Raw genomic sequence first — 17,115 nt, 5'->3', positions numbered from 1 at the left:
GGCGGCCCCGCACGGGGGCCGTCGGAGCAGGCGAGCAGCACGCGAGGAGTCGGCCGTGGAGGTCCAGGGGACGGTGACGGAGGGCTTCGAGGCCGTCCGGGAAGCGTTCGTACGAAACTTCGAGGCCCGGGGCGACCGCGGCGCGGCCGTCGCCGTGTACCGGGACGGACGACGGGTCGTCGACCTGTGGGCCGGCTCCCGGGACGCCGACGGGCCGGCCGCCGAAGGCACGGCCGGCGGGGGCTCCGGGGCGTGGCGGGCCGGTACCGCCCAGGTGGTCCGCTCCGCCACCAAGGGCGTCGCGGCGGCCGTGCCGCTGCTGCTGCACCAGCGGGGCCTGCTGGACCTGGAGGCGCCGGTCGGGGCGTACTGGCCGGAGTTCAAGGCGGGCGGCAAGGAACACGTACGGGTCCGCGACCTGCTCGCCCACCGCGCGGGCGTACCGGCGCTGGAGCGGGGTCTGAGCCCGGCGGAAGCGGTCGACGGGGTGTCCGGGCCGCGCGCCGTCGCCGCGCAGGCCGCCCTGTGGGAGCCCGGCACCGCGCACGGGTACCACGCCCAGACCTACAGCTGGCTGCTGTCGGAGCTGGTGCTGCGCGTCACCGGCGTCTCCCTGGGGAGCTGGCTCGCGGAGCAGGTCACCGGGCCGCTGGGGCTGGACTTCTGGATCGGCCTGCCGGACGCGGAGGCGGGCCGGGTGGGTCGCGTGGCCCCCGTGGACCCGCCGGAGCGTGCGGGCGCGCTGAAGGTCCGCCCGCGCAGGAACGTTTCCGAAGCCTGGGCCGACCCGCACTCCCTCACCCGGCGCGCCTTCGCCGCGATCGACCCGCTGCCCGACGAGAACGCCCCCGCCTACCGGGCGGCGGAGCTGCCGGCCTCCGCCGGCATCGGCACCGCCCGGGCGCTGGCCGGCTTCTACGCGGCGCTGATCGGCGACACCGAGCACGGCGCCCGTCTCTTCGACCCCGCGACCACCGCGCTCGCCGGGACGGAGCTCTCCGCCGGGGCGGACCGGGTCCTGGTCGTCAACACCCGCTTCGGCCCCGGCTACATGCTGCACGGCCCGGCGTCACCGCTGCTGTCCCCGGCGTCCTTCGGGCACCCCGGGCGGGGCGGATCGTTGGCGTTCGCGGACCCGGAGGCGGGCATCGGCTTCGGCTACGTCACCAACGGCCTCGCCAAGTCCGTCACCGCCGACCCGCGCGCGCAGGCCCTCGTACGGGCGGTGGGGGCAAGCCTGTAGGGCCGGGCGGGGGTCGGGTCGGGCGGGCGCCCGGGGGCTTCGTCAGTCCCGTTCGCGTACGTCGGCCACGGTGGCCCCGGCCTGCTCGACGAGCTCCTTCGGGGCCATCGGGAACACCGAGTGCGGGGTGCCGGCGGCCGCCCACACCACCTCGTGGTCCAGCAGGCCGGGGTCCGCCAACACCCGGGTCCGGGTGCGGTGGCCGAAGGGCGGGACGCCGCCGATCGCGTAGCCGGTGGTCTCCCGGACCAGGGCCGCGTTCGCCCGCGTCACCTTACCCGCGCCCAGCTCCCGCCGTACGGCCTCCATGTCGACCCGCGAGGAGCCGTCCATCAGCACCAGAACCGGGACCCCGTCGGCGGCGAAGATCAGCGACTTCACGATCTGGCCGAGCTCGCAGCCGATCGCGGCGGCGGCATCGGCCGCGGTCCGGGTCCCCTCGGGGAAGGTCCGGACGGGAAGGTCGAGGCCCAGCCGGGCCAGGGCCTCGGCGAAGAGGGGATGCGTCGTCGTCATGCGGGGACGCTAGCCGCCACTGGCAGCCGGGGCGAGCGCGTTTCGCCCCGTGGACCGGACGGGCGCTCGGGTTTCGCGGGCCCCGGGTACGGCCCCCGGGCCCCCGCCCGCGCCGACGTACGCGCACGAGGGACCGTCGGCGCGGGCTGCGCCCCCCGGGGGCCGGGACGGGCGTTCGAAGGGGCAGCCGTCAGGAGGTGAGGACCCCGGCGACGATCCGGCCCGCCGAGTCGCCGCCGTGGCCGCCGCCCTCGACCATCGCGGCGGCGGCCAGGTCGCCGCTGAAGCCCGTGAACCAGCTGTCCGGGCTGCTCGCGCCGTCGACCTCCGCCGAACCGGTCTTCGCGCCCTTGTCGGAGCCGGGGACCGAGGCCATCGCCGCGGCCGCGGTGCCGCCGGGGGCGGCCGTCTGCTTCATCATCCTGACCAACTGCGCCGATACGCCCGGCTGGAGCGGCCGCGAGGCCGTGGCCAGGGTGCGCCCGTCCAGCGAGGCCTTGACGACCACCGGCTGACGGAACACCCCGGTCCGGGCGGTGGCGGTGATCGAGGCGAGGTTCAACGGGTTCATCTGGATCGTGCCCTGGCCGATGTACTCGGCGGCGGCCGCGGGGCCCGAGGTCACCGGGACGGACCCGTCCTGGGTGACGACGCCCGCCTTCCAGTCCAGCCCGATGCCGAAGACGTCCTTCGCCTCGCGCGGCAGCGCGCCGTTGTCGTCGACCTGGTCGATCAGGCCGATGAAGGCGGTGTTGCAGGACCGGGCGAAGCTCGTGGAGAAGTTCTGGTTCTGCAGGCTGAAGCCGTTGAGGTTGCGGAAGGACTTGCCCTCCCACGACACGGTCGGCGCGCACTCCGCCGGCTTGTCCGCCGCCACCAGGCCCTTCTCCAGCAGCATCGCCGCCGTTACGATCTTCATCGTCGAGCCGGGCGCGCGCCGGCCCTGGAGTGCCGCGTCGAATCCGTCCTTGCGGTGGTTGGCGACGGCCAGGATGTCCCCGGTGCTGGGCTTGACCGCGACGACCGAGGCCTCGGCGTACGAGGTCACGGCCTTCTCCGCGGCGGCCTGCACCTCGGCGTCCAGCACGGTCCTCATCTCCCCGGGCTTGCCCTCCACCAGGGTCAACAGGGTCCGCTTGGGGGCGTCCGGGGCGGTCGGCTCGATCCACAGCTCGACGCCGGGGGTGCCGCCGGTCTTCTCCCCGTACGCCTTGCGGAGCTGGTCCAGCACCGTGCGCAGCGAGGGGTACAGCTCGGCCGTCAGCTCCTTGCCGTTGCGGTCGAGGGCCTTGACCGGCGGGCTCGACGGGGTGCCGGTGCGCAGCGCCTCGCCCTTCCGGAGCTGCGGGTGGACCACCGATTCCTGCCAGTCGACGAGCGGCTTGCCGCTGTTGACGCCGCGTACGACGGTCAATCGGGAGTCGTAGACGAGGGGCTTGGTCGAGCCCTCGTACGTCACCTCCGCCTCGACCTTGAACGGCACGGTGGTGCCGTTGGGGGTGCCTGGGGTGATCACCGTCCTGGCGACGTGGGCCTTGGTGCGGTAGTCGCCGACCGCCGTCCGCGCGGCCTGGGCGTTGTTGGTCAGTTCGGCCGCCGCGCCGTCGTCGCCGGCCGCCCACGCGGCGAGGAAGGCCTTCGCGGTGGCGGCGGCGTCCTTCTCCCCGACCGGCCCGGTCCCCTTGGGCGCGGGGGCGGCCTTGCCGCCGACCTCGGCCCCCTTGGCGCCGCCGCTCTCGTCCGCCACCAGCGTCCAGGCGCCGTACCCCGCCCCGCCGATCATCGCGAGGAACACCCCGCCGATGATGGCGCCCTTTGTCGCCCCGTTCATCCTTCGTCCTCCCCCGTGACCACAGTTCCCTGAACATGTTCAAAGAACCCCTGGTGCGGACCTTACTCTGCGCGAACGGGTGAGGTACGTGTTGTTACCCGACCGGAACGTGGACGCGGGGACTCCGGATCCGCGCTCGGGGGGCGGTGTCCGGGTCGGGGAAACGCGACGGGCCCGACACCGTGCGGTGCCGGGCCCGTCGTTCGCGCCGCTAGATCCAGGTGTCCAGCCACATCCTGTTGCGCCAGGAGTCCATCGGGAGGGTCTGGCCCGTGTAGATGGGCCAGAAGTAGATGAAGTTCCAGACGATCAGCAGGACCAGGACGCCCGCGCCGATCGCGCCGAGCGTGCGGCGGCGTTCCGTGGAACCCGCCGGGCCCAGTAGGGCGCCGATCATCATCGCCACGGCCAGGCACAGGTACGGGATGAAGACCACCGCGTAGAAGTAGAAGATCGTCCGCTCCTGGTAGTTGAACCAGGGCAGCAGCCCGGCGGCCAGCGCGCACGCGATGGCGCCCGCCCGCCAGTCGCGGCGGAAGAACCACCGCCACAGCACGTACAGCAGCGCGAAGCAGCCCGCCCACCACAGCAGCGGCGTGCCGAGCGCCAGGACCTCGCGGGCGCACTTGCCCGCCTCGGTCGCCGGGCAGCCGTCGGTGCCGGGGTCGGGGGACTCGTAGAAGTAGGAGACGGGCCGACCCAGGACCAGCCAGCTCCACGGATTGGACTCGTAGGTGTGGCCGGAGGTCAGGCCGACGTGGAACTTGTAGACCTCCGTCTCGTAGTGCCACAGGCTGCGCAGCCACTCCGGCAGGAAGGACAGCGAACTGCCCTGGTCGTTCTTGGCGGCCCAGTCCCGGAAGTAGCCGCCCTTGCCGTTGTCGGGCGAGAGGATCCAGCCCAGCCAGGACATCAGGTAGACGCCGATCGCCACCGGGACCGTCGACAGGAAGGCCGGCAACGCGTCGCGGCGCAGCATCGACGCGTACGGGGAACCCGCGCCGGCGGTGCGGCGCGCGGCCGCGTCCCACACGACGGTCAGGACCCCGAAGAACGCCAGCACCACGAGGCCGTTCCACTTGGTGCCGAACGCCAGGCCGAGGCAGACGCCCGCCAGGATCCGGTACGGGCGCAGGCCCAGCCGCAGCGTCTCGGCGATCTTGAGGTCGGGTCGCGTGCGGCCCTCCTCGTCCACCGGTAGGGCCGCCGCGAGCCGGGCCCGCGCCCGGTCCCGGTCGATGAGCAGCGCGCCGAAGGCCCCCAGCACGAAGAACATCAGCACCAGGTCGAGGAGCGCGGTGCGGCTCATCACCAGGTGCAGGCCGTCCACGGCGAGCAGGGCGCCCGCCAGGCAGCCGAGGAAGGTCGAGCGGAAGAGTCGGCGGCCGATCCGGCACAGCATCAGCACCGACAGGGTGCCGAGCACCGCCGTCATGAACCGCCAGCCGAACGGGTCGAAGCCGAACATCCACTCGCCGAGGCCGATCACCCATTTGCCGACGGGCGGGTGCACGACGTAGCCGGGATCCGTGGGCAGCGCGACGCCGTCGGGGTTGGCGAGGATCGCCTTGTCGATGTCCTTCGGCCAACTGGCCTCGTAGCCCTGCCGGATCGTGGCCCAGGCGTCCTTGGCGTAGTACGTCTCGTCGAATATCACCGCCTTCGGGCTGCCGAGGTGGGTGAACCGCAGTACCCCCGCCACCAGCGTCACCAGCAGCGGACCGGCCCAGGCCATGACCCGCTGCCAGGTCTGCGTCGCGGACGGCGCGACGCCGAGCGCCGTCCACAGCTGGGCGGACGGGCGGGCGTACGGGGGCACGAGCCGCGTACGGACGTCCGCACGCGCCCCGCCCTGGGCGGGGCGCGGCGCGTATCCGAAGCCGCGCAGTCGGCGCAGCCAGACGGGCGACCCCTGTTCGAGGTCGCGGTCGCCGGTCGGCTCGGGCGGGGCCCCCGCGGGGCTGGGCGGCGGCGTCGCGGTACTGGTCACCGGGTCATCGTAGGGAACACCCCTGTGCGCACCCCAGCCCCCACAGGCGCGGCTCCGCCCGAACCCACCCGAAACTCCCGTCCCGCGCACACCGTTCGCGGTCCGGTACCCGGTCCGGGACTCCGTCCGCGCCCCGGGGGCACGGGGACCCAATGAGAGGATGGTGGCGTGACTGATCAGCCCCGTTCTGCCGATGCCCCCTCCTCCGCAGGCGTCCTCGTCCTCGCCGGTACGCCCATCGGGGACCTCGCCGACGCCCCGCCACGCCTGGGCGCCGAGCTGGAGCGGGCCGATGTGATCGCCGCCGAGGACACCCGGCGGCTGCGCCGCCTGACGCAGGGCCTCGGCGTGCACACCACCGGGCGGGTGCTCTCGTACTTCGAGGGCAACGAGTCCGCCCGCACCCCGGAGCTGGTGGAGGCCCTGGAGGCCGGCAAGCGGGTGCTGCTGGTCACGGACGCCGGGATGCCGTCGGTGTCCGACCCCGGCTACCGGTTGGTGGCGGCGGCCGTGGAGAAGGACATCAAGGTGACGGCCGTGCCCGGGCCGTCCGCCGTGCTCACCGCGCTGGCCCTGTCGGGACTGCCGGTCGACCGGTTCTGCTTCGAGGGCTTCCTGCCGCGCAAGGCCGGCGAACGCCTGGGCAAGCTCCGCGAGGTGGAGGGCGAGCGGCGCACGCTCGTCTACTTCGAGGCGCCGCACCGGCTGGACGACACCCTGGCGGCCATGGCCGAGGTGTTCGGCCCGGACCGCCGGGCGGCCGTGTGCCGCGAGCTGACGAAGACGTACGAGGAGGTCAAGCGCGGCGGGCTCGGCGCGCTGGCGCTCTGGGCGGCCGAAGGTGTGCGCGGGGAGATCACGATCGTGGTCGAGGGGGCTCCGGCGGCGACCCCAGGAGACGTGGACGCCGAGGAGCTCGTACGTCGCGTGCGGGTGCGCGAGGAGGCCGGGGAGCGCCGCAAGGAGGCCATCGCGGCGGTCGCGGCCGAGGTCGGCGTACCCAAGCGCGAGGTGTTCGACGCGGTGGTGGCGGCAAAGAACGCGGCACAAAAGGTGCCGTAAGTCGGTAAAGAGCTAACCTGAAAGGCAAAGCTCAGACCGCGCACCGGGCGCTTTGGGCATGAGTCGCCCAAGGACCGTCCAACACTCGACAGGGCCTGATGCGCTCCCGCCCGAAGAGGCGTCCACTGGCAGTGGCACCAGTGGAACAAGAGGAGCTGGCATGAGTGAGATCGCAGACACCCCGGCACCCGCCCCCGCCCCCGTGCACGTCCCGGTCGCACCGACCGTGCCGACCGTGCGCGAGGCGTACTCCTTCGCCTGCATGAAGTGCGGGTACGGCTGGGAGCAGGCCTACGAGATAGAGCACCACGTCGACGGCAGGGGCGAGGCGTTCATCGTCTACCGGGCGAACAGCGAGCGGGTGCCGTCGCCGCTGTCGAACCCGACCTGCCTGAACTGCGACGGCCACGTCGTACGGATCATGCGGGAGGGGCAGGTCTCGTCGGTGACCGGGATGCTCGACAAGCTCTACCACCACCCCGTCGCGCCCGGCATCGCCGGACCGGTTCCGGCGGGCGCCTCCCTGCCGCGCACGCCCCGACCGCGCGGGGCGAGGCCGCCGAAGGCGGCGGCCGCGAAGGCGCCGCAGCCGGCGCACGACGCGCCCGGGCCCGTGGCCGTGGACCCCGAGGAGGGGCGCGGCCCGATCGCCCGGCTGATGGGGTTGTTCCGCCGGTCATAGGATCGGACGCATGAGCCCCAGCCCTTCCTCCTCCGCCGCCGCCAAGGACGTCAAGGACGCCAAGGACACCCCGCCTCCGCTGCCCGAACCGCTCCGGGTGGCGGTGGCGGATTCGCACACCCACCTCGACATGCAGTCCGGCACGGTCGAGGAGGGCCTCGCGAAGGCCGCCTCGGTGGGCGTGACCACCGTCGTCCAGGTGGGGTGCGACGTGAAGGGTTCCCGGTGGGCCGCCGAGACCGCGGCCGCCCACCCGAACGTCCACGCGGCGGTGGCCCTGCACCCGAACGAAGCGCCCCGCATCGTGCACGGCGACCCCGACGGCTGGTCCCGGCAGGGCGCCCGGCCCGGCGGCGGCGACGCGGCCCTGGACGACGCCCTCGCCGAGATCGAGGCGCTGGCGGTGCTGGACCACGTGAAGGCGGTCGGCGAGACCGGCCTCGACTTCTTCCGTACCGGCCCCGAGGGGATGGCCGCGCAGGAGCGTTCCTTCCGGGCCCACATCGAGATCGCGAAGCGGACGGGCAAGGCGCTGGTCATCCACGACCGCGACGCCCACGCGGACGTGCTGCGCGTGCTGCGGGAGGAGGGCGCACCCGAGCGGACGGTCTTCCACTGCTACTCCGGGGACGCCGACATGGCCCGCGAGTGCGCGGCCGCCGGCTATTACCTGTCCTTCGCCGGGACCGTCACCTTCAAGAACGCCGCGCCGCTGCGCGAGGCCCTCGCGGTGGCCCCGCTGGACCTCGTGCTGGTCGAGACGGACGCCCCGTTCCTCACCCCGGCGCCCTACCGCGGTCGGCCCAACGCGCCGTACCTCATTCCGCTGACGGTACGGGCGATGGCCGCGGTCCGCGGTCTGGACGAGGACGCGATGGCGACGGCCCTCGCCGCGAACACGGCCCGCGCCTTCGGGTACTGACCCGCCCGCTCGCCCGTCCTCCACGCACCCCCACCCCTCGCTTCGCACGTCCGTTCGTTCGACACGCTGGGTAGTCGAACGACTTTGAAGCGTGACGCCCGCTCCGGCTAGGGTGCCCTGCCCCGACCACCTGGGGCCGGACCAGTGGAGCGAGCGACGTGAGCGAAACACAGGGCAGTCACCGCCGTGTCTCCTGGCCGGGGACCGAGCCGGACGCCGGTCCGGCCCCGGCCCCCGACCGCGCGCTCGACCTCGAACTCGACCCCGCGCTCGACCTCCCCCTCGACCCCGAGCTCGACTTCGCCCCCGACCGGGACCCGGACCCGGAGCTCGACCTCGCCTCCGCGCTCGGCCTCGTCGCCGACGGCGGACCCGACGGCGGGGTCCCGGCCCCCCGCGGCGAAGGCCGCCGGGGGGCGCGGCGGCGGGGTGCGCCGACCGTCCCCACCCCCGGGACCGGCCTGCGCCCCACCGGCCGCCGCCGCGCCTCGGACCCGGCGCCCCCGCCCCCGCTGCCGACTCCGGACGCGGACGCCCCACCGGGCGGCCGCGCCGCCGGTCGGCGCCGGGCCGGGGACCCGGTCCCCCCACCTCCGCTGCCGGGGCCCGACGCCGACGCCCCCGCCGGGCGGCGGCGGGCCGCGGATCCCGGGCCGGGGACCGGTGTGCCCGGGACGCGTCGGCCCACCGGACGCCGTCGGGCTGCGGACCCCGTACCGCCGCCCCCGCTGCCGGGGCCGGACGGGGACGACCCGGACACCGGGCGGCGGCGGGCCTCCGTCCCCGCCCAGGGCGGCGGCGGGTCCGGGCAGCGGGCCGCCGGCCGCGGCCGGCGGGGCGCGGCGGCCCGCGGCAGTTGGCGGCGGATCATCCCGCAGGCCCTCGTCGTGGCCGTCCTGGCCGGCGGCACCACCGCCTTCGTCGCCGCCGACAAATCGGTGCGGCTCACCGTCGACGGAGCGCCCCGCAGCCTGCACACCTTCGCCGGGAGCGTCGACGCCCTGCTCGCCGCCGAAGGCCTCGGCGTCGGCCCCCACGACCTCGTCGCCCCCGCCCGCGGCTCCGACCTCGCCGACGGCGAGGAGATCGTCGTCCGCTACGGCCGCCCGCTGGAACTGATCCTCGACGGCCGCACCCGCCGACTGTGGACCACCGCCCGCACCGTCGAGAGCGCCCTGCGCCAGCTCGGCGTCCGCGTCGAGGGCGCCTTCCTCACGCTGCCCCGCACCGCCGCCGTCCCGCGCGCCGGCCTGACCCTGGGCGTGCGCACCGAACGCGGCGTCACCTTCATGGCCGACGGCCGCGAACGCACCATCCGCACCAACGCCGCCACCGTCCAGGAGGCCCTGGACCAGGCCGGCATCACCCTCGGCGGCCAGGACACCACCTCGGTCCCGCCCGGCGCGTTCCCGCGCGACGGGCAGGTCGTCACCGTGCTGCGCATCACCGGCACCCGCGAGGTCCGCGAGGAGCGCATCCCCTTCACGACCGAGCGCGTCCAGGACGGCGACCTGTTCGCCGGGACCGAGGTCGTCGAACGGGCCGGCCGGCCCGGCGCCCGCCGGGTCACGTACAGCCTGCGCACCGTCAACGGGGTCCGCCAGCAGCCCCGCCGGATCGCCGAGGAGGTGGTCCGCGAGCCCGTCGGCCAACTCGTGAAGGTCGGGACGAAGCGGCTGCCGAACTCCGTCGCCGGCGCGGACGGCCTCGACTGGGGCGCGCTGGCCCAGTGCGAATCCGGCGGCCGGGCCTCGGCCACCGACCCCTCGGGGACCTACGGCGGCCTCTACCAGTTCGACGTGCGCACCTGGCAGGGCCTCGGCGGCAGCGGTCGCCCGCAGGACGCGTCGGGCTCGGAGCAGACGTACCGGGCCAAGAAGCTCTACGTGCAGCGGGGGGCGAGTCCGTGGCCGCACTGCGGCCGTAGGCTTTACCGGTGAGCACCGCAGAGCAGCAGCCCCACGAGACCCCTTCCGACGCCCTCCTCGGACCGGCCGACATCCGGGAACTGGCCGCCGTACTCGGCGTCCGGCCGACGAAGCAGAAGGGCCAGAACTTCGTCATCGACGCCAACACGGTCCGCCGCATCGTCCGCACCGCGGAGGTGCGCCCGGACGACGTGGTCGTCGAGGTCGGTCCGGGACTCGGCTCGCTGACGCTCGCCCTGCTGGAAGCCGCCGACCGGGTCGTCGCCGTCGAGATCGATGACGTCCTGGCCGCCGCCCTGCCCGCCACCATCGAGGCCCGGATGCCCGCGCGGCAGGACCGGTTCGCGCTCGTCCACTCCGACGCCATGCTGGTCAAGGAGCTGCCCGGACCGCCGCCGACCGCGCTCGTCGCGAACCTGCCGTACAACGTGGCCGTTCCGGTGCTGCTGACCATGCTGGACCGGTTCCCGACCATCGAGCGGACCCTCGTCATGGTCCAGGCCGAGGTCGCCGACCGGCTCGCCGCCGAACCCGGCAACAAGGTGTACGGGGTCCCCTCCGTCAAGGCCAACTGGTACGCGCACGTCAAGCGCGCCGGGTCCATCGGCCGCAAGGTGTTCTGGCCCGCGCCGAACGTCGACTCCGGTCTGGTCTCACTGGTGCGCCGCACCGAGCCGATCCGGACCACGGCGTCCAAGGCCGAGGTCTTCGCGGTCGTCGACGCCGCCTTCGCGCAGCGCCGCAAGACCCTGCGCGCCGCCCTGGCCGGCTGGGCCGGTTCGGCCGCCGGCGCCGAGACCGCGCTCGTCGCCGCCGGGATCTCCCCGCAGGCGCGCGGCGAGTCCCTCACGGTCGAGGAGTTCGCGGCGATCGCCGAGCACAAGCCCGCCGCGGAGAGGCCCGCCCTGTGAGCGTGACCGTACGGGTCCCCGCGAAGGTCAACGTGCAGCTCGGGGTGGGCGCCGCCCGCCCCGACGGCTTCCACCCCCTCGCGACCGTCTTCCTCGCCGTCTCCCTGTTCGACGAGGTCACGGCCACCCCCGCCGCGGCACTGACCGTCACCTGCGAGGGCCCCGACGCCGACCAGGTGCCCCTGGACCGCACCAACCTCGCCGCCCGGGCCGCCGAGGTCCTCGCGGCGCGGGCCGGCATCGAGCCGGCCGTCCACCTCCACATCGCGAAGAACATCCCCGTCGCCGGCGGCATGGCGGGCGGCAGCGCCGACGGCGCGGCCGCGCTGCTGGCCTGCGACACCCTGTGGGGGCTGGACACCCCGCGCACGGAACTCCTCGACCTGTGCGCCGAACTGGGCAGCGACGTCCCCTTCAGCCTGCTCGGCGGCGCCGCCCTCGGGACCGGTCGCGGCGAACTGCTCACCCCGGTCGACGCGGGCTCCTTCCACTGGGTGTTCGCGGTGGCCGACGGGGGCCTGTCCACCCCGGCCGTGTTCCGAGCGTTCGACCGGCTGACCGCGGGGACCGCCGTCCCGGAGCCGCAGCCCTCCCCGGAAATCCTCGCGGCCCTCGCCTCGGGGGACCCCGACCGGCTGGCGCCCGCCCTGTCCAACGACCTCCAGGCGGCCTCGCTGTCGCTGCGCCCGGCGCTGGCCGACACCTTCGCGGCGGGCACCGGAGCCGGCGCGCTGGCCGCGCTGGTCTCCGGCTCCGGGCCGACGACCGCCTTCCTGGTCCGGGACGAGGAGGGCGCCGCCAAGGTCGCCGCCGCGCTGGAGGCCTCCGGTACCTGCCGCACCACCCGGACCGCCTCGGGGCCCGTCCCGGGCGCCACGGTCCTGCGGGGCTGACCCCGGAACCCGGCCGGGTACCCAGCGGGATCTGAGTATCCGTACCCTGTCGCGGCGGCCGCCCCGCCGCGACCGTGGTGGACATGACAGTCACCGCACGCGACCTGGCCGCCGCGACCCCCGCCACCAGGGACCGCTGGGTCGACCTGCTGCGGGTCGCCTCGCTCGGCACGGTCGTGCTCGGCCACTGGCTGATGGCGGCCGTCGCCGGCGACGGCATCGGGAACCTGCTCGCCCTCGTGCCCCCGCTCCAGGTGCTGACCTGGGGGCTCCAGGTCATGCCGGTGTTCTTCTTCGTCGGCGGGTTCGCGCACGCCCTCTCGTACCGCTCCCTGGCCCGCAGGGCCGACGGGCCGCTCTACGCCGCCTTCCTGCGGGCCCGCCTCCAGCGGCTGCTGCGGCCCACCCTCGTCTTCGTCCTGGCGTGGACCGCCCTCGCACTGGCCGTCCAACTCGCCGGCCTCGACGGCGGCCGGCTGACCGGCGCCGCGCTGCGGCTGGTCACGCAGCCGCTGTGGTTCATCGGGATCTACCTCGCGGTGGTCGCCTTCACCCCGCCGCTGCTGAGGCTCCACGAACGCCACGGCTGGGCCGCCTTCGCCGCGCTCGCCGGGGCCGCCGCGCTGGTCGACGTCCTGCGCTTCGCCTTCGGCGTCCCGTACGTGGAGTTCCTGAACTTCGCCTTCGTGTGGTTGGCCGTGCACCAACTCGGCTTCCTGCGCGCCGACGGCCGCATCACCCGACCGGCCGTCCTGGCCGCCGCCGGGCTCGCCGGGGCCGTCCTGCTCGTCGCGGCCGGCCCGTACCCGCTGTCGATGGTCGGGATGCCCGGCGAGAAGGTGTCCAACATGGCCCCGCCCACCCTCGCCCTGCTCTGCCACGGCCTGTGGCTGGTCGGCGCCGTCCAGCTGCTCGCCCGGCCCGCGCGGCCCTGCTGGAGCGGCCCCGCGTGTGGCGGCGGGTCGTCGCCGCCAACGGCGTCGCCATGACCGCGTTCCTGTGGCACCTCACCGCCATGCTCGGCGTGTACGCCGCCCAGCTCGCCCTCGGCCTCGCGCTGCCCGAGCCGGCCACCGCCGCCTGGTGGGCGCAGGTCCCGCCGCGGATCCTGCTCGCGGCGCTGGTGACGGCCCTGCTCGTCGCCTGCTTCCGCCGCTTCGAGGCCCCCGTACCGGCCGCGCCGACGCCGGGGAGCGGACCCGTCGCCGCCCTCGGGATCACCCTCGCCCTGCTCGGGATCCTCGGCCTCTCCCTGACCGGCCTCGGCGGGATCCTGGACGGCCACGGCGCCACCCTGATCGCCCTGCCGCTGACCGCGCCCGCCGCCATCGGCATGGCCCTCGCGGGCGCCCTGCTGGTGGATCGGTCGGGGTCGGCCCGGAGGGTCGGCGCTATTGGTCCTTCAGTTCACCCCTGTGAGTGATGGTGCGTTGGGGTGGGTGTCGTTACGGTCGGGTGCATGGACCCGAAGGAGAGGGCGAAGGCGCGGGGTGTGCATCCGCAGACCGCGTATCGCTGGTTCCGTGAGGGCGTGTTGCCGGTCCCTGCCCGGTGGGTGGGACCGCCGCTCCGCGACCAGGCGGGCGACGAAGGCACGGGAAGCGGCGGCTGCCGATGACTGAGCAGCCCAAGAAGCAGCAGCTACGCACCATCGACGCGCCCTTCGTGGCGTTGGGCCCGTCCGGTGTGGCGATACGCGACCGTCTCAAGAACTTGAGCGTCGAGGACGACAAGGTGTTGCGCCTGGTGGGCGAGCACCTGGGGCGTCTGGCGTCCCTCGACCTGGCGGCCCGGTGCGGGGATGGTAAGGGCCATGACGCGCAGAGGTGGGCGGCCCGCAAGCAGGGCCTGACCGCCGCGTCGTCGTCCCGTTGGGCCGGGAGCATCACGAGGGCCACCCACGATCAGTGGGCGCTCTCGCGCCGTTGTCAGTTCGCGCACATCCGAAACCTTGAGGCGCGCGTCCGTACGCTGATCGACCGGCTGTCCCGGCCGATCGGGCAGAAGGGCACGAAGCGGGCGCCGGGTGGATACCGCTCCAAGCATGAGTGGTTCCACAAGACACGGCGTCTGCACATCCTGGAGCACCGTCTCGACACAGCCCGAGCCGACCGGGACGAGGGTGTTGTGCACGTGGTGCGCGGCGGCAGAAAGCTCCTCAACAGCCGGCACAACCTCGAAGAGGCGCGGCTCACCGAGGACGAGTGGCGCCGGCGGTGGGAGGCGGAACGCTGGTTCCTGGCCGCTGATGGCGAGTCGGGCAAACGCTTCGGCAACGAGACGATCCGCGTCACCCCGGACGGTGAGGTGTCGATCAAACTTCCCGCGCCGCTTGCGTACCTGGCGAACGCGAAGCATGGCCGGTACGTCCTGACCTCCCGCATCGCTTTCGCGCACCGGGGCGCCGAGTGGCGGGACCGGATCGACAGCAATCGGGCCGTCGCCTACCGCATCCACTACGACGCCACGCGCGGGCGCTGGTACCTCACCGCCTCCTGGCAGCGCCCCGTCGTCCGGACGGTCCCGCTGGAGACGGCACGGGCCAAGGGCGTGATCGGCGTTGATACGAACGCCGACCACTTCGCCGCCTACCGCCTCGACACCCACGGCAATCCGATGGGTGAGCCCCACCGGTTCTTCTATGACCTGTCGGGCACCGCGGACCATCGGGACGCGCAGATCCGGCACGCCATCACCCGAGTTCTGCACTGGGCCGGGCGCGCCGGCGTCGTCGCCATCGCGATGGAGGATCTGGACTACCGCCGAGAAGACCCGCGAGAAGCACGGCAGGCAGAAACGGTTCCGGCAGCTCATCTCCGGTATGCCCACCGGCAAGCTCAAGGCCCGACTGGTCTCCATGGCCGCTGACGCCGGTCTGTCGATCGTCGCGGTCGATCCGGCCTACACCTCCCAGTGGGGCGCCCAGCATTGGCAGGAACCGCTGGTCACCCCGCGACGCAAGATGTCCCGTCATGATGCCGCCGGTATCGCGATCGGGCGACGCGCCCTCGGGCACCCGATCCGGCGTCGGACGGCACCGCCCCCGCAGCACCGGAGTGATGCTGCGGGGCATCGGACCGTCCAGGCCGGCCGTGGTACCCCAGGACGTGAGGGAACCCGCCGCCTCGTCACGGAGCGTGCGCACGATGCACGTGCCCGAGCGGGGACACCACGAGGAACGCGGGAGACCAGTGCATCCAAAACCGTTCGGGATGCGCGCAGTGCCAGGACGTGGGTCCACGTCTCACTCCTGCTCACTGATGAGGAACGGTTAGGCTGAGGGGCTGATCCACACCCCTTCCCTGGAGCGCGTCTGATGGCCGTCAATCTGGTCAATGTCGAGGCAGTCAGCAAGGTGTACGGCACCCGTACCCTGCTCGACGGCATCTCCCTCGGCGTGTCCGAGGGGGACCGGATCGGTGTCGTCGGCCGCAACGGCGACGGAAAGACCACCCTCATCCGGATGCTCGCCAAACTGGAGGAACCCGACACCGGCCGGGTCACCCAGAACAGCGGCCTGCGGATGGGCGTCCTCACCCAGCACGACTCGCTCGACCCCTCCGCCACCATCCGGCACGAGATCATCCGCGACATGGCCGACCACGAGTGGGCCGGCAACGCCAAGATCCGCGACGTGCTCACCGGCCTCTTCGGCGGACTCGACCTGCCCGGCTTCGGCCAGGGCCTCGACACCGTCATCGGCCCGCTCTCCGGCGGCGAGCGCCGCCGCATCGCGCTCGCCCAGCTGCTCATCGCCGACCAGGACCTCCTCGTCCTCGACGAGCCCACCAACCACCTCGACGTCGAGGGCATCTCCTGGCTGGCCAAGCACCTCCAGGAACGCCGCTCCGCGCTCGTCTGCGTCACCCACGACCGGTGGTTCCTCGACCAGGTCTGCACCCGCATGTGGGACGTCCAGCGCGGTGACGTCCACGAGTACGAGGGCGGCTACAGCGACTACGTCTTCGCCCGCGCCGAGCGCGACCGGATCGCCGCCACCGAGGAGTCCAAGCGGCAGAACCTGATGCGCAAGGAGCTGGCCTGGCTGCGCCGCGGCGCCCCCGCCCGGACCTCCAAGCCGCGCTACCGCATCGAGGCCGCCAACGAGCTGATCGCCGACGTGCCGCCGCCGCGCGACACCTCCGAGCTGATGAAGTTCGCCAATGCCCGCCTGGGCAAGACGGTCTTCGACCTGGAGGACGTGACCGTCCAGGCCGGCCCCAAGACCCTCCTCAAGCACCTCACCTGGCACCTCGGCCCCGGCGACCGCGTCGGCCTCGTCGGCGTCAACGGAGCCGGCAAGACCTCGCTGCTGCGCGCCCTCGCCGAGGCCGCCCGTACCCAGGGCGACGTCCAGCCCGCCGCGGGCAAGGTCAGCGTCGGCAGGACGGTGAAGCTGGCCTACCTGTCCCAGGAGGTCGGCGAGCTCGACCCCTCGCTGCGCGTGCTGGAGGCCGTCCAGCGGGTGCGCGACCGCGTCGACCTCGGCAAGGGTCGCGAGATGACCGCGGGCCAGCTGTGCGAGCAGTTCGGCTTCACCAAGGAGAAGCAGTGGACCCCGGTCGGGGACCTGTCCGGTGGGGAGCGGCGGCGGCTGCAGATCCTGCGGCTGCTCATGGACGAGCCGAACGTCCTCTTCCTCGACGAGCCCACCAACGACCTCGACATCGAGACCCTGACCCAGTTGGAGGACCTCCTCGACGGCTGGCCCGGCTCGATGATCGTGATCTCCCACGACCGGTTCTTCATCGAGCGCACCACCGACACGGTGATGGCGCTGCTGGGCGACGCCTCCCTGCGGATGCTGCCGCGCGGACTCGACGAGTACCTGGAGCGCCGGCAGCGCATGATCGAGGCCGCCGCCCCGGCGGCCCCGGCGCCCGCCGCGAAGTCCTCCGCCTCGGGTGACTCGCGGGCCGCGAAGAAGGAGCTGCAGAAGATCGAGCGGCAGCTCAACAAGATGTCCGACCGCGAGTCGAACCTGCACGCGCAGATCGCCGAGAACTCCACCGACTACGACAAGGTGGCCAAGCTCGACGCCGAGCTCCGGGAACTGATTTCCGAGCGCGACGAGTTGGAGATGCGCTGGCTGGAACTGGCCGAAGACGCCTGATTTCGGACAGATTTGCACAGTGTC

The 17,115-nt window shown here is 73.6% G+C and carries 11 protein-coding genes and 2 pseudogenes; 10 read left to right on the top strand and 3 right to left on the bottom strand.

Going from position 1 to position 17,115, the window contains the following annotated elements:
* Window positions 1-55: 55 nt before the first annotated feature.
* Window positions 56-1,243: a serine hydrolase domain-containing protein gene (locus AB0D46_RS14730; RefSeq protein ID WP_362877682.1), complete on the top strand. Its 1,188-nt coding sequence runs from the start codon at window positions 56-58 to the stop codon at window positions 1,241-1,243.
* 42 nt (window positions 1,244-1,285) lie between these two features.
* Here AB0D46_RS14730 and AB0D46_RS14725 read toward each other — a convergent pair whose 3' ends face one another.
* From AB0D46_RS14725 to AB0D46_RS14715, 3 genes are all read right to left on the bottom strand, one after another.
* Window positions 1,286-1,759, bottom strand: a complete 474-nt coding sequence (locus tag AB0D46_RS14725) for a YbaK/EbsC family protein (RefSeq protein WP_362877681.1) — start codon at window positions 1,757-1,759, stop codon at window positions 1,286-1,288.
* Between the two features lie 190 nt (window positions 1,760-1,949).
* Window positions 1,950-3,590, bottom strand: a complete 1,641-nt coding sequence (locus tag AB0D46_RS14720) for a penicillin-binding transpeptidase domain-containing protein (RefSeq protein ID WP_362877680.1) — start codon at window positions 3,588-3,590, stop codon at window positions 1,950-1,952.
* A gap of 211 nt (window positions 3,591-3,801) precedes the next feature.
* Entirely contained in the window at window positions 3,802-5,487 is a 1,686-nt protein-coding gene (locus AB0D46_RS14715) for a phospholipid carrier-dependent glycosyltransferase (RefSeq protein ID WP_362877732.1), read from the bottom strand.
* Between the two features lie 261 nt (window positions 5,488-5,748).
* Here AB0D46_RS14715 and rsmI point away from each other — a divergent pair, with 261 nt between their 5' ends.
* The 9 genes and pseudogenes from rsmI (at window position 5,749) to AB0D46_RS14670 (ending at window position 17,091) form a co-directional block, all read left to right on the top strand.
* On the top strand, window positions 5,749-6,642 hold the full coding sequence (rsmI, locus tag AB0D46_RS14710) for a 16S rRNA (cytidine(1402)-2'-O)-methyltransferase (RefSeq protein ID WP_362877679.1): 894 nt from the start codon (window positions 5,749-5,751) through the stop codon (window positions 6,640-6,642).
* A 262-nt stretch (window positions 6,643-6,904) separates the two neighbouring features.
* The gene (locus tag AB0D46_RS14705) at window positions 6,905-7,324 is read left to right on the top strand and encodes a hypothetical protein (RefSeq protein ID WP_362877731.1); all 420 of its coding nucleotides are present in this window, start codon (window positions 6,905-6,907) and stop codon (window positions 7,322-7,324) included.
* A gap of 10 nt (window positions 7,325-7,334) precedes the next feature.
* On the top strand, window positions 7,335-8,246 hold the full coding sequence (locus AB0D46_RS14700) for a TatD family hydrolase (RefSeq protein WP_362877678.1): 912 nt from the start codon (window positions 7,335-7,337) through the stop codon (window positions 8,244-8,246).
* Between the two features lie 728 nt (window positions 8,247-8,974).
* A complete protein-coding gene (locus AB0D46_RS14695) occupies window positions 8,975-10,186 on the top strand; it encodes a ubiquitin-like domain-containing protein (protein WP_362877730.1) in 1,212 nt (403 codons plus the stop codon).
* Window positions 10,183-11,085, top strand: a complete 903-nt coding sequence (gene rsmA / locus AB0D46_RS14690; protein WP_362877677.1) for a 16S rRNA (adenine(1518)-N(6)/adenine(1519)-N(6))-dimethyltransferase RsmA — start codon at window positions 10,183-10,185, stop codon at window positions 11,083-11,085. Before AB0D46_RS14695 ends, rsmA begins: the two co-directional genes overlap by 4 nt.
* Entirely contained in the window at window positions 11,082-11,978 is an 897-nt protein-coding gene (locus AB0D46_RS14685) for a 4-(cytidine 5'-diphospho)-2-C-methyl-D-erythritol kinase (RefSeq protein WP_362877676.1), read from the top strand. The genes rsmA and AB0D46_RS14685 overlap by 4 nt, the downstream gene beginning before the upstream one ends.
* 83 nt (window positions 11,979-12,061) lie before the next feature.
* Window positions 12,062-13,401: pseudogene (locus AB0D46_RS14680) on the top strand (acyltransferase).
* A gap of 191 nt (window positions 13,402-13,592) precedes the next feature.
* Window positions 13,593-15,258 (top strand): annotated as a pseudogene (locus tag AB0D46_RS14675) (IS200/IS605 family accessory protein TnpB-related protein).
* 36 nt (window positions 15,259-15,294) lie between these two features.
* Window positions 15,295-17,091 carry an ABC-F family ATP-binding cassette domain-containing protein gene (locus AB0D46_RS14670; RefSeq protein ID WP_362877675.1) on the top strand — a complete coding sequence of 599 codons (1,797 nt, stop codon included), beginning with the start codon at window positions 15,295-15,297 and terminating at the stop codon, window positions 17,089-17,091.
* Window positions 17,092-17,115 lie beyond the last annotated feature (24 nt).

Source organism: Streptomyces sp. NPDC048383, from assembly GCF_040651775.1.
Classification (GTDB): Bacteria; Actinomycetota; Actinomycetes; order Streptomycetales; family Streptomycetaceae; genus Streptomyces.
This window is presented reverse-complemented; position numbering and strand designations above follow the sequence as displayed.

Bases quoted from the DNA above. Each gene is read 5' to 3' on its own strand.
- AB0D46_RS14725 (WP_362877681.1), bottom strand. From the start codon at position 1,759: ATGACGACGACGCATCCCCTCTTCGCCGAGGCCCTGGCCCGGCTGGGC.
- AB0D46_RS14720 (WP_362877680.1), bottom strand. From the start codon at position 3,590: ATGAACGGGGCGACAAAGGGCGCCATCATCGGCGGGGTGTTCCTCGCG.
- AB0D46_RS14705 (WP_362877731.1), top strand. From the start codon at position 6,905: ATGAAGTGCGGGTACGGCTGGGAGCAGGCCTACGAGATAGAGCACCAC.
- AB0D46_RS14700 (WP_362877678.1), top strand. From the start codon at position 7,335: ATGAGCCCCAGCCCTTCCTCCTCCGCCGCCGCCAAGGACGTCAAGGAC.
- AB0D46_RS14670 (WP_362877675.1), top strand. From the start codon at position 15,295: ATGGCCGTCAATCTGGTCAATGTCGAGGCAGTCAGCAAGGTGTACGGC.